Genomic DNA, 12,048 nt, shown 5'->3' on the forward strand with positions numbered 1-12,048 from the left:
GTGGACACACGTAGTGTGGCAACGGAAGGCCGTAACAACCCCCGAGGCCGTCAGGGAGGCGAGCTCGAGCCCATGGGAATGATCATGGCCGTGAGCTTCACGCGCTACGGGAGGCTCTACTACCTCGATCCGGGCGGGCACACCTTCAAGGTCGGCGACAAGGTGCTGGTGCCGACCGATTCGGGCCCCGAGGTGGCGGAGTGTGTGTGGGCGCCGCAGTACACGAGCGAGGACATCGACGGTCTGCCCGTGTGCGAGGGGCCGGCGGGTGAGGAACACCTCTCGCGTGACGAGTCCAACAAACGCCGCAGGGCCGAGGCCCGCAGCGTGTCGAAGAAGCTGATCAAACGGCACACGCTGCCGATGAAGGTCGTCGGCATCGACTATCTCGACCAGGACAACGTCTACACCGTCTACTTCTCGGCCCCTCATCGGGTCGACTTCCGGGCCTTGGTCCGCGACCTGGCCCGTAACCTGCGGGCCAGGGTCGAGCTGCGGCAGATCGGTCCCAGGGACGAGGCGCGGCTGCAGGGCGGCATCGGTCCCTGCGGCCGTGACCTGTGCTGTGCCACGTTCCTGAAGGATTTCGAGCCCGTGTCCGTGCGCATGGCCAAAGACCAGGATCTGCCGGTCAACCCGTTGCGCATCGCGGGGGCTTGTGGGCGGCTCATGTGCTGCCTGAAGTACGAGCACCCGTTGTACGTCGAGAGCCGGTACAGGATGCCTCGCGCGGGAAGCCGGGTGAGCACGCCGGAGGGCGAGGGGATCGTCACCGGGCACAACGTCCCCGCCGACACGGTTACGGTGCGCCTGGACGATGGTGGGAGGCGCTGTGCGTGCCCTTCCGCATCGGTATGTTCGCCCCGCATCCAGCACGACAAGATGTACGGCAACCAGGAGGAATCGCCCGACCACAAGCCTTCCGGGGGTGGGGAGGACGTCTGAACGCTCATCCCGTTCTGGCCCAAGTGGCGCTCATGGGCGGCCGGTAACAGGCTGACCGCCTTCCCGAAGGCGACGGGGAGGCCGTGGGAGCTGCCGTGGGAGCTGCCGTGGGAGCTACAGCGCGAGGGGCATGGCCGCGGCGGCTCCGTGTGGCCCCTCGTACGGCCCCGGGCTCATTGATGAGGCTCACTGTGGCGAAAAGCACCAGCTCACAGCCGACCCCACCCGAAGCACCCAGCCCGCCACCGCAGCAGCCCCACCGGCGCGCACTCGGAGCTCTAGAAGCCCCACCGGAAGCGCCGACTCGCAGCCGTAGCAGCCACAGCCGAGGTGCCAGCCCGCTGCCGTAGCAGCCCATCGGAACCGTCAGTTGGACTCGAAGTAGTGCCGTCGGAAGCGCCGACTCGCAGCCGTAGCAGCCACAGCCGAGGTGCCAGCCCGCTGCCGTAGCAGCCCATCGGAACCGTCAGTCGGAGTCGAAGTAGTGCCGTCGGAAGCGCCGATGCGCAGTTGCAAGAGCCGCACCCGAGGCGCCGCTCTCGATGCCACCACCTGAGACACCAGTCCGCCGCGGCTCCGGCCAGCAGCACCGACTCGCTGCAATCCCACCGGTGGGCCAGGCTCGAACAGCCCCAGCTGGGCATCTGTTCACAACAGCCCCCGTCTGAGCAGCCCCGCAGCCCCGGAGCCCCCTTGGAAGCGCCAGCCCACCGAGCCGCAGCAGAATCCCAGGCCCACCTTAGGTACCCGCTACAGCAGCGCGTCCGAAGCGCCACCTTCCGGCGCCTATCTGAGGGGGCAGCTTGCCAAGTCCGTTTGAAGTGCCGGAGTCAGCCATCCGCCCCGCCCGCGCCTCCGGCCTTGTCCCGCCCGCGCCCGCGCCCGCGGCCTCGCCTCGCGTCGGCCCGGCCCGGCCCGGCCTGGCTTGGCCTCGCGTCGGCCTCGCCTCGCGTCGGCCTGGCCTGGCCCGGCCTGGCTCGGTACGGCCTGGGTGTGCGGGAGGCCGTTCAGTAGGGGGTGGGGGGCTGGGGTGGGGTGGTGGACAAGCCGGTCGGGTGGGAGATGCGGGGCTGGAGGGGCTGGTCGTCGTACGTTGGGTGCGTCACTTCCATGCATGACGCATTCGGCCGCAGGCTACGGGGGCTGATGGCCGTGCGCCCGGGGTGAGGGCCGGACTCGTTGTCCTCTGCGGTCTCGTCGTTCGCCGTGGTCATCGGAGGTGGGATCTAGATCTCTGGAGAGTCATGAAGAAGCCGGTGCAGTCGAGCGACGGCGTGCCCGCAGTGCAGGTGATGCTCTCACCTGCCAACGTCTGGCGTGCCGGGCTTGCCATGGCGGCCGTCGTCGCGGTGGCGTTCTTCGTCCGGTTCGTGATCACGGACGCGGGTGCGCTGATCGCCATGCTGGTGATGGCCTGGTTCCTCTCTCTGGCCATGGAGCCCGCCGTGCGGCGCATGTCGCGGCACATGCGCCGAGGCAGAGCGACGCTGCTGGTGATGACGTTGTTCATCCTGGCATTCGTGATCTTCATGGTCCTGTTCGGCAGCATGTTCGTGCAGCAGGTCGCGGTGCTGCTGAAGGCTCTGCCCGACGTCATCGCGGGCGTCGTCGAGTGGGTCAACGCCCGTCTCGGCACCCGCTATGAGATCTCCGACATTCTCAAGTCCATCAAACTCACCCCGCAGCAGGCGGCCGAGTACGCGCAGGGCGCGCTCGGCGGGGTGCTGGGGCTGCTGGGCACGGTGACCGGAACGCTGTTCAACCTGTTCACCCTGGCGCTGCTGACGTTCTACTTCTCGGCCGACGGGCCGAGGCTGCGGCGGTGGCTCGCGCAGTTGCTGCCCGGCCGGCTCCAGCAGGTCTTCATCAGCGTCTGGGACGTCTCCACGATCAAGACCGGTGGGTACGTCTCCTCCCGGCTCATCCTGGCCGCCATCAACGGCACGGCGTCGGCCCTGGTGTTCCTGCTGCTGGACATGCCCTCCTGGCTGGCGCTCGGTGCGTGGACGGGGCTGGTCGCCCAGCTCGTGCCCACCATCGGCACCTACATCTCCATCGCCCTGCCGGTGGTGGTGGGACTGGTCTCGTCACGTCCCTGGGTCGGTCTGGCCGCGCTGGCGTGGGGCGTCGTGTACCAGCAGGTGGAGAACCTGACGCTGGAGCCGAAGATCAGCTCGCGGGCGGTGGACATCCATCCCGGGGTGTCCTTCGCCGCCGTGATCGCGGGGGCGTCGCTGTTCGGCGCGATGGGCGCGCTGCTGGCCATCCCCATCGTGGCCATGCTGCTGTCGCTGATCGACACGTTCGCCACCCGTCAGGAGCTGCGGGAGGCCATGGCCGCCGAGTCGGCGCCGCCGAAGGGCGGAGGCGGAGGAACGTCCTCGAAGGACGGCCCCGGCCCGCCGCCGCCGAAGTGACGTGGACCGGAGCGGATCGACGACCGTTCCGGCAGGGCTGCCGAGCGGAGACGCCCCGGGCCCTCCGGCCCGTGTCACGTGCGACGGTACGGGCGGTGGCCGGTCAGCCGCGGGGATAGCCGGGGATCTGGCGACGTTGGGTCGCGGTGCCGATCCAGTGGAAGAGGTCCAGCGCGACCGATACGGCGATCCAGAACCAGTCCGCGCCTCTCAGGCCGACGCCGGGCACGTACAGGATCACGTACATCAACGTGGTGAACGGCAGGAAGATCAGCCCGAGGAGAGGCCAGATCCACGTGTGGAAGGCGGCGCTGACCAGAGCGGGCCGCGCCACCCAGATGATGAAAACGGCAAGTCGCGGAAAGAGGCCCGCGAAGATCGCGAACAGACATCCCATGGCGGTCCACGTCCCTCCATCACGCCTCGCCGGAAGGTAGGCGAACTGGATGGTCCCCGCCGCCGGGGCTGCTCATCCTCGACGTTGTGCATGGAAAGTCCCTGCTTCGATTTGCCTGCCCGGGTGCTGTCTGGGCGCACTGAGGGTTATTTCCGAAAAATGCACAGATTTGCCTGAGGGAAATCTTTGCCTTCTCGCGGTGGCCGCCCGATCGGGAACAGGGGATCAGAAGCATGGACGGCGGCTTGGCAGGGCGATGCCGTCACGCGTGCCGTGATGCGGCCGTTGCGGATCTTCCGCTGGGAGTCCCGGGTCATGTGGGCTTGTTTGTCCGGAGAGCCGGTCGCGGACCTGTTCCCGGCGGCGGCCCGCACTGCTTTCCGGGGCGTCCGCAGCTGCTCGTCGATGCAATCGATCAGGAGGAACAAGCCCAATGAGCAACCTCATCGCGATCTCCTATCCCGACCTCCCCACCGCCATCGCCGTACGTGACCGCCTCGCCGACCTGCAACGGCAGAACCTGATCACGATGGAGGACGTGGCCATCGTCGAACGCCGGGCCGACGGGACGATCAAGCTCCACCAGACCAGCGGTACGACGGGTATGGGTGCGGCCGGCGGAGCGCTGTGGGGTGGCCTGATCGGGATGTTGTTCTTCGTGCCGCTCTTCGGCATGGCGATGGGCGCCGCCACCGGAGCGGCCGCCGCAGCGATGACCGACGCCGGCGTCAACGACGAGTTCATGAGGGAAATCGCCGGCAAGCTGGAACCCGGCACCGCCGCGCTGTTCGTCCTGGTCGTGCAGAGTACGCCGGACAAGGTCATCCCGGAGATCCAGTCGTACGGCGGGCATGTCATCCAGACCTCGCTCAATCGTGAGGAGGAGGCGCAACTGCGCGAGATGATGGAGGGGATCGGCGCCCGGTGAACCGAATGCCGCACACCGCCACAGATCCGCGATGCACCCGCCTCGCTCCGCCTTGCCTCGCCCCGCCTCGCCCTGCCATGCCTCGCCGCGTGAGCGCGGCGCGTTCGCTTCGTCGCGAGGGTGAGAGTTGAGCACCCTTTGTCCAGGGGGTCCGGTCATCATCAAGAGAGGTCGTCATGGGGAAGGTGCCCGATCCGGCCGACGGTCATCGGTCGCCGGCTGAAGGCGCCCACAGGGACTACACCGGTGCGGTCTACGGATCACTGCTCGCCGCGTCCGTGGTGGCCGGTGCCGCGTCGCTCGGCAGGTTCCCGCGTCTGGAGATGATCATTCTGCTGCTGGGGACCAGCGCGGTGTTCTGGGCCGCTCATGTCCACGCCCGCCTGTTCGGCGCCCGTGCGGTCTTCCAGAGCATGAGCGTGGCCGACATCCGCCGGGCCTGCGCCGAGGAGTGGCCGATCGTCACGGCGGCCGTTCCGCCGGCCGTCGCCGTGGCCGTCGGGCCGTTGCTGGGCCTCGAACCGCAGGGCACCGCCTGGCTGGCCCTCGGGGTCGCGGTGGCCGGGCAGGTCGGCTGGTCGGCCGCGGCGGCCGTGGGGATCGGCGCCTCCTCTCGCATGGTGCTGGTCACGAGCGTGATCAATCTGCTGCTCGGGCTGGTGATCGTGGTGCTGAAGGCCGCGTTCCACCATTGACCGGACACCCGCCGGGACGGCCGCTCCGACCGCAGAGGCGGCCGGTCATCCGTGGCAACGGCCGCCGCGGAACCGGCCGCCACGGAACCGGCCGCCACGGAGGCGGGCACCATGGAGGCGGCGAGCATCATGCCGGATTCACATCGAGGTGGTCATGCGCAGGTGGATGATGTGTCGCAGCGATCCCGTCCTTGAAGGGGCCGGCGCCGGTTCGTACGGCGAAGGCGCCGCCCTCCTCGCCACCGATCAGGCTCAGCGAGCGCGACGGCGGGGCGAAGGCGCCAACCCCATCGCCACCGATCGAGCTCGGCGAGCGCGACGGCGGGGTGGACCGTGACCGGACCCGCAGCCCCCGGGAGCTCGGCCGCCTTCGCGAAGAGCCCGCTGACCCCGCTGGCCCTCGCCCAGTTCATCTGCAGCTTCGCCGGCTCGAACATGAACGTGATGATCAACGACATCGGCCGGGACCTGAACACCACGGTGAAGGGCGTGCAGAGCACGATCACGCTCTTCCTGTTGATCATGGCCGTGCTGATGATCCCGTGCAGCAAGCTGACTGATCGCTGGGGACGCAAGAGGTGTTTCCTCGCGGGCCTCACCCTGTACGGGATCGGCGCTCTGACCAGCGCGTTCTCGCCCAGCCTCGCGGTGCTGATCCTCGGCAACTCGGTTCTCGAAGGGGTGGGGACAGCGTTGCTGATCCCGCCCGTCTACATTCTCGCGACGATGGCCTTCGACGATCTGCGGTCGCGGGCGCGCGCCTTCGGCCTGATCAGCGGACTGGGCGGTGTCGGCGCGGCCGCGGGCCCGCTGATCGGCGGTTTCATCGCGACGGCGATCACCTGGCGTGCCGCGTTCGTCTTCCAGGCGGTGGTGGTCGCGGTGATCGTCTTTCTCAGCCGCCGGATCGCCGACCCGGTGCCGCCGGATCCGACCCGGCCCTTCGACGCCGCCGGCGCGGTCCTGTCGGCCGTCGGCATGTTCTTCGTGGTGTTCGGGATCCTCCAGGCCGGCAAGAACGCCCTGCTGATGACGGCGTTCCTCGTCGTCGGCGTGGGCTTCCTGATCTGGTTCTTCCTGCACATCCGGGCCCGGGAACGCGCCGGGAAGGAGCCGTTGCTCACGACGCGCCTGTTCCGGAACCGTACGTCCGATCTCGGCCTTGTCACCCAGAACATGCAGTGGCTGGTGCTCATGGGGACGTCCTTCGTGGTCGCGGTCTTCCTGCAGAAGGTCCGCGGGTACAACGCCATCCAGACGGGTGTCGTCTTCACCGCGGCGACCGCGGGGATCCTCGTGAGCTCCCTGGCGGCGGAGCGGCTCGCCAAGAAGCACGCCCAGAAGAGCCTGATCTCGGCGGGTTTCGCCATGACCGTGGCCGGGATCGTCATCCTGCTCGCCCTGGTGGAAGCGTCGTCGCGGGTCGTCGCCTTCGTGCCGGGGCTGTTGCTGATCGGGCTGGGCGTGGGCGTGATGCTCACGCCGTCGGTCAACGTCGTGCAGTCCAGTTTTCCCGAGGAACAGCAGGGCGAGATCTCCGGATTGTCGCGCAGCGTGTCCAATCTCGGCTCGTCGTTCGGCACGGCGATCGCCGGCACGATCCTCATCTCCGGGCTGGCCGAAGGGAACCGGTCCTATGCCCTCGCCATGATCGCTCTTGCGATCTTCGCCCTGGTGGGCCTGGCCGCCGCGATCCGGCTCCCCGCCGACCCCCCGGTGACGCCGACCCCCGTGACGCCGTGACGCCGTCTACCGCCCGCCCGGTTCGGCACGGTCGAGTTGTTCGTCGAGGGCGACGGCCGCGGCGATGAGCGCCAGATGGGTGAACGCCTGCGGGAAGTTGCCGAGCTGCGCGCCTGACGGGCCGATCTCCTCGGCGAACAGGCCGACGTGGTTGGCGTAGGTGAGCATCTTGTCGAAGGCGTAACGGGCCTGCTGCAGCCGTCCGGCGCGGGCCAGGGCCTCGACGTAGAGGAAACTGCACAGGTTGAACGTCCCCTCCGAGCCGCGCAGGCCGTCGGGGGACGCGGCGGGGTCGTAGCGGTAGACGAGGCTGTCGCTGACCAGCTCCTGGTCGATGGCGTCCAGGGTGCTCAGCCAGGCCGGGTCGCGGGGGGAGATGAACCCGACCCGGGGCATGAGCAGCAGCGAGGCGTCCAGCACGTCGGTGCTGTAATGCTGGACGAAAGCCTGCCGGTCAGGGCTCCAGCCGCGGTCCATGATCTGGTTGAAGACGGCGTCCCGGACACTCATCCAGCGCACGAGGTCGGCGGGACGCGAGTGGGTGGTGGCCATCCGGATGCCGCGATCGAAGGCGACCCAGGTCATCAGCCGGCTGTAGGTGAACTCCTGACGCCCGCCGCGGGTCTCCCAGATGCCCTCGTCGGGACGGTCCCAGGTGTCGGCCAGCCAGTCGAGCAGCGCGGCGAAGGACCGCCAGCCGCGGATGCCGCCGATCTCCTGGGCCTGGGCCAGGGCGTCGGCGACTTCACCGTAGATGTCGAGCTGGAGCTGATCGGAGGCGGCGTTTCCGGCCCGTACCGGCCGGGAGTGCCGGTATCCCTCCAGGTGGTCGAGCACTTCCTCGGTCAGATGGGGATCCCCGTCGATCCGGTACATGATCTGCAGCGGCTCACCGGAGGCGCGGCCGGCGAGGAGCCGTTCATGCAGCCACGTACGGAACGCCTGGGCCTCCTCGACGAAGCCGAGGCCGATCAGGGCCCGGACGGACAGGGAGGCGTCGCGGACCCAGGTGTAGCGGTAGTCCCAGTTGCGTTCGCCGCCGATCTGCTCCGGCAGCCCCATCGTGGCGGCGGCGATCGGAGCGCCGGTGGGCGCGTACGTGAGGAGTTTGAGAGTGATCGCCGACCGGTTCACCATGTCACGCCAGCGCCCCCGGTACCGGGACGCGCGCAGCCAACCGTGCCAGAAGGCGCGGCAGGCCTCGAAGCTGTCGCGGATCCCGTCGGCGGTCACGGGCGGCACGGCCTGGTCGTCGCCGCTGCAACTGGTCAGGACGATCGCCGCCGTCTGGCCGGCCTGGAGGGTGAAGTCCGCGACGATGTCCTCACCGTCCGGGCGCAGGGCGACAGGGCCGGCGGCCTGCAGGTGGAGGTTCGTGCCGGGGCCCTGGAAGACCGCCGATCCGGCGTCGCCGAGCGCGAGGGTGTGCGGTGCCCGCCCGTAGTCGAAGCGGGGACGGCAGGAGAAGACGAAGGGCAGGCTCCCGCGGACCACCCGGACGAACCGCACCAGGCGGTGCCGGCCGGAAGGGGTGCTGGAGGTGTTCGGCTCCATGAAGTCGGCGACCTCGCCGACGCCGCCGGAAGCCATGAACCGGGTGACGAGGACGGCGGTGTCCGGCAGGTAGAGCTGCCGCACGGCCGCCTCGTCGCTTCCCTCCATGTCGGCGGCCAGCCGGCAGTGGCCTCCGCGCTCGCTGTCGAGGATGGACGCGAAGAGGCTCGGGGAGTCGAACCGGGGCGTGCACCACCAGTCGATGGTGCCGTCGCTGGAGACGAGCGCGGCGGTCTGCAGGTCTCCGATCATGCCGTGGTCCGCGATCTGCGGGTAGCCGTTCATCGATGCCTCCGTTGTTCGCCGGACATACCGGACGACTGCCTCCGGACGTGTCGACTGAGCGACCGTCACCGGGGGGACGGAGCAGCCTTTTCAGGCTAACTCCTGGTATCGCAGGAAGTCATCCGGGGTGACGAGCGCGCGCCTCGGCCCGGCGATTCGCCGGAGGGCATCCAGGGGGTGGTTTGCTGGTGCGGTGCGTGAACACGGCTCGTCGGGAGCCCCCGCCCTGCTGCCCGTGCCGGGCGTGTCGGGCTGGTGGGTCGCGCGGTGGCTGCGCCGCGCCGTGGCGGGGGGCGTGGTGCCGGCGGTGCTTCTCGCCGGTGGGTGTGGCCGTCCGGAGGAGCGGGTGGTGCGGGGGCTCGGCTGGTCCGACTGTGGGGACGGCTTCGAGTGCGGGACGTTGCGGGTGCCGCTCGACCACGACCGTCCCGACGGTGAGCGGCTTGAGCTGGCGGTCGTCCGGCTGCCCGCGACGGGCGACCGGATCGGCTCGCTGGTGCTGAACCCGGGTGGGCCGGGGGCGTCCGGGGTCGAGTACGCCAGGGCCGCCCGGCTGGTGGTGGGCGAGAAGGTGCGGGAGCGGTTCGACGTCGTCGGGTTCGATCCGCGCGGGGTCGGCCGGTCGGCGCCGGTCGAGTGCCTCGACGACGAGGCTCTCGACGCGTTCGTCGCCATGGACACCACCCCCGACACCCTTGAGGAGCGAGGTGCGCTGGAGGCTGCGGCGCGGCGGTTCGCGGACGGCTGCCGGAAGCACTCGGGCCGGCTCCTGCCCCACCTGGGCACCGTGGACGTGGCCCGCGACCTGGACCTGCTGCGCCAATCCCTCGGCGACCAGAAGCTGACCTATCTCGGCAAGTCGTACGGGACCTTTCTCGGGGCCGTCTATGCCGACCTGTTCCCCGGCAAGGTGCGCGCGCTCGCACTGGACGGCGCCCTCGACCCGGCCGACTCGCGGATGCTGGTCAACACCGAGCAGGCCGTGGGGTTCGAGCAGGCGCTGCGCGCGTACGTCGAGGACTGCCTGGGCGACCGCGACTGCCCGTTCGCCGGCCGGCCGGCCGAAGAGGCGACGGACGAGGTAGGAGCCCTGATCCACCGCGCGGACACCCGGCCCCTGGACGGCGGCGGCCGGCGGGTCACCGAGGCGCTGGCCACCCTCGGCGCGCTGACGCCGCTCTACGACCGTGCCTCCTGGCCGGAACTCACCGAGGCGCTACGCCGGGCGCTGAACGGCGACGGCTCACTCCTGCTGCGCAACGCCGACCAGCTCGCCGGCAGGCAGGACGACGGCACCTACTCCAACCAGCTGGCGGCCAATCTGGCGGTGAACTGCGTCGACGGCCCGTATCCGGCGACGGCCGCGGCGTTCGCGGAGGATGCGGCGCAGGCGTCCAGGAAGGCGCCCCGGTTCGGGGCGTACATCGTGTGGTCGTCCCTGCCGTGTGCGTTCTGGCCGGCTCGGCCCACCTTCTCGCCGCACCGCCTGATCGCCGCGGGGGCTCCTCCGATCCTGGTCGTCGGCACGAAACGGGACCCGGCGACGCCCTACGGGTGGGCTCGGGCGCTGGCGGGTGAGCTGCGGTCCGGCGTGCTGCTGACCTACGACGGCGACGGGCACACCGCGTACGGGAACGGCTCTTCGTGTGTGGACGACGCCGTGGACCGGTATCTCGTGGAAGGGGTGCCGCCGAAGGACGGCACGATCTGTCCGGGCATCCGGTGATCGGGAGGAGCAAGAACCCTTAGATCTCCTGTAGACTCTTCCAAGCCGTACAGGCACGCCGCCTTAGCTCAGTCGGCCAGAGCACTTCACTCGTAATGAAGGGGTCTGGGGTTCGAATCCCCAAGGCGGCTCCACTTCAAAGGCCCTCCCGGTTCGTCCAGGAGGGCCTTTTGCATGGGCGTACAGCGGCCGGCCGAACTGACCGCCTCGGCGCACGGGGTGCCGGCCGGTTGACGGGGCCGCGGTGCCGATGCACTCTGGGAGCGAGGGGAGTACCCCTTCGCGGCGGCCTCGTCATCACGGCACAGTACACACAGGGAAGCCCTGGAATCCCTGTTTGTACTCCCGGGGCCGTCGGTCCGCCTGAGCGGGCGGGGGAGACCTCGGGTGATGGAACGCGCCCACCGTCGTCCGGGCGGTCATGATCGAACGGCGTTCCTTGAGACAACCGAATGGGATGACGAAATCCCATCTGAGACCCGCCAGGTGAGGGGAACTCAGCTTGCCAGTGTGCCACTGGTCGAGCTGAGCCCCCGCTTGCTCGACCCGAGCAGGCGGAGGAGTGCGGGTCATGCAGTTGTCGGTGTTCGTGATCGCGGCCGTTGTCACGCTCGCGATTCCCGCCGTGGCGATGACGGTTGTGGCGATCGTCGCGCTCCGCGGCACGCGGCCGGATGAGCGGCCCGAGATCCTGCGTGCCCTCGCGGTCCTGGCGCGGGCGAATCGAGGCTCGATCTCCGAATTGGCGCAACGCAGGCGACTGCCGTCCTCCCGGGCTGCGGAGAATGCCGGGCGGGAGCGGGCGTAGTGGCCGGTGTGCGCGGGTGGGGTCACTGTGTGTGTCGGGAGGGGGGAAGGGGACTGTAAACGGAAGGTGATTGATCGAACACCTTGAGTTGCGACATGGTGCATGAGCCCTGTTCAACGCACCCTCGGAGGGACACTCATGCTGGTTCGTCGCCTTCTGTCTGGAGCCGTCCTCGTCGTCACCGTCAGTGCGGGCCTCGTTCTGCCCGCCGCGGCTTCCGCTCCGAACCCGATGTGCATCGACGTCACCAACGACCGTGGCAACGGGGTCCGGATTTATCAGTGGGAGTGTCAGGCCAACAACAACAACCAGAAGTTCGTGATCGACGCGGGCCAGATCAAGATCAAGGACACTCTGGGGACGTCGCGGCCGATGTGTGTCGATGTCACCAACGACCGCGGTAACGGGGTCCGGATCTATCAGTGGGAGTGTCAGGCCAACAACAACAACCAGAGGTTCGTGATCGACGCGGGCCAGATCAAGATCAAGGACACTCTGGGGACGTCGCGGCCGATGTGTGTCGATGTCACCAACGACCGCGGTAACGGGG

Annotated in this window: 10 protein-coding genes and 1 tRNA gene; 9 read left to right on the plus strand and 2 right to left on the minus strand. The window is 69.1% G+C overall.

Going from position 1 to position 12,048, the window contains the following annotated elements; translation table 11 throughout:
• The first annotated feature begins 15 nt into the window (after nt 1-15).
• Together ACWEJ6_RS14770 and ACWEJ6_RS14775 are read left to right on the plus strand one after the other, a co-directional pair.
• Nucleotides 16-945 (plus strand): PSP1 domain-containing protein, encoded by a 930-nt coding sequence (locus ACWEJ6_RS14770; RefSeq protein ID WP_452424010.1) that lies wholly within the window; start codon nt 16-18, stop codon nt 943-945.
• A 1,244-nt stretch (nt 946-2,189) separates the two neighbouring features.
• On the plus strand, nt 2,190-3,362 hold the full coding sequence (locus ACWEJ6_RS14775) for an AI-2E family transporter (RefSeq protein WP_452424012.1): 1,173 nt from the start codon (nt 2,190-2,192) through the stop codon (nt 3,360-3,362).
• Between the two features lie 103 nt (nt 3,363-3,465).
• Here ACWEJ6_RS14775 and ACWEJ6_RS14780 read toward each other — a convergent pair whose 3' ends face one another.
• Entirely contained in the window at nt 3,466-3,759 is a 294-nt protein-coding gene (locus tag ACWEJ6_RS14780) for a hypothetical protein (protein WP_352358484.1), read from the minus strand.
• A gap of 433 nt (nt 3,760-4,192) precedes the next feature.
• Here ACWEJ6_RS14780 and ACWEJ6_RS14785 point away from each other — a divergent pair, with 433 nt between their 5' ends.
• The 3 genes from ACWEJ6_RS14785 to ACWEJ6_RS14795 all read left to right on the plus strand — a co-directional run bounded on the left by ACWEJ6_RS14785 (nt 4,193) and on the right by ACWEJ6_RS14795 (nt 7,125).
• Nucleotides 4,193-4,687 carry a DUF1269 domain-containing protein gene (locus ACWEJ6_RS14785; protein WP_358291499.1) on the plus strand — a complete coding sequence of 165 codons (495 nt, stop codon included), beginning with the start codon at nt 4,193-4,195 and terminating at the stop codon, nt 4,685-4,687.
• Between the two features lie 176 nt (nt 4,688-4,863).
• The gene (locus ACWEJ6_RS14790) at nt 4,864-5,382 is read left to right on the plus strand and encodes a hypothetical protein (protein WP_364332741.1); all 519 of its coding nucleotides are present in this window, start codon (nt 4,864-4,866) and stop codon (nt 5,380-5,382) included.
• A 333-nt stretch (nt 5,383-5,715) separates the two neighbouring features.
• On the plus strand, nt 5,716-7,125 hold the full coding sequence (locus tag ACWEJ6_RS14795) for an MFS transporter (RefSeq protein ID WP_452424015.1): 1,410 nt from the start codon (nt 5,716-5,718) through the stop codon (nt 7,123-7,125).
• A 6-nt stretch (nt 7,126-7,131) separates the two neighbouring features.
• Here the strand turns inward: ACWEJ6_RS14795 and ACWEJ6_RS14800 are convergent, their stop codons facing one another.
• A complete protein-coding gene (locus ACWEJ6_RS14800; protein WP_452424017.1) occupies nt 7,132-8,964 on the minus strand; it encodes a glycoside hydrolase family 15 protein in 1,833 nt (610 codons plus the stop codon).
• 193 nt (nt 8,965-9,157) lie between these two features.
• Between ACWEJ6_RS14800 and ACWEJ6_RS14805 the strand changes: the two genes are divergently transcribed.
• The 4 genes from ACWEJ6_RS14805 to ACWEJ6_RS14820 all read left to right on the plus strand — a co-directional run.
• Nucleotides 9,158-10,690, plus strand: a complete 1,533-nt coding sequence (locus ACWEJ6_RS14805) for an alpha/beta hydrolase (RefSeq protein ID WP_452424019.1) — start codon at nt 9,158-9,160, stop codon at nt 10,688-10,690.
• Between the two features lie 57 nt (nt 10,691-10,747).
• Nucleotides 10,748-10,824 (plus strand) — tRNA-Thr (locus ACWEJ6_RS14810).
• A gap of 437 nt (nt 10,825-11,261) precedes the next feature.
• On the plus strand, nt 11,262-11,498 hold the full coding sequence (locus ACWEJ6_RS14815; RefSeq protein WP_358291509.1) for a hypothetical protein: 237 nt from the start codon (nt 11,262-11,264) through the stop codon (nt 11,496-11,498).
• A 138-nt stretch (nt 11,499-11,636) separates the two neighbouring features.
• Nucleotides 11,637-12,048, plus strand: a 412-nt coding sequence (locus ACWEJ6_RS14820; RefSeq protein WP_452424021.1) for a ricin-type beta-trefoil lectin domain protein, incomplete at its 3' end; no start/stop codon positions are given.

The sequence above is a fragment of the Nonomuraea sp. NPDC004702 genome (assembly GCF_053601695.1).

Excerpts from the sequence above, each read along its gene's own strand:
- ACWEJ6_RS14785 (WP_358291499.1), top strand. The coding sequence starts at position 4,193 with ATGAGCAACCTCATCGCGATCTCCTATCCCGACCTCCCCACCGCCATC.
- ACWEJ6_RS14790 (WP_364332741.1), top strand. The coding sequence starts at position 4,864 with ATGGGGAAGGTGCCCGATCCGGCCGACGGTCATCGGTCGCCGGCTGAA.
- ACWEJ6_RS14775 (WP_452424012.1), top strand. The coding sequence starts at position 2,190 with ATGAAGAAGCCGGTGCAGTCGAGCGACGGCGTGCCCGCAGTGCAGGTG.
- ACWEJ6_RS14815 (WP_358291509.1), top strand. The coding sequence starts at position 11,262 with ATGCAGTTGTCGGTGTTCGTGATCGCGGCCGTTGTCACGCTCGCGATT.
- ACWEJ6_RS14780 (WP_352358484.1), bottom strand. The coding sequence starts at position 3,759 with ATGGGATGTCTGTTCGCGATCTTCGCGGGCCTCTTTCCGCGACTTGCC.
- ACWEJ6_RS14800 (WP_452424017.1), bottom strand. The coding sequence starts at position 8,964 with ATGAACGGCTACCCGCAGATCGCGGACCACGGCATGATCGGAGACCTG.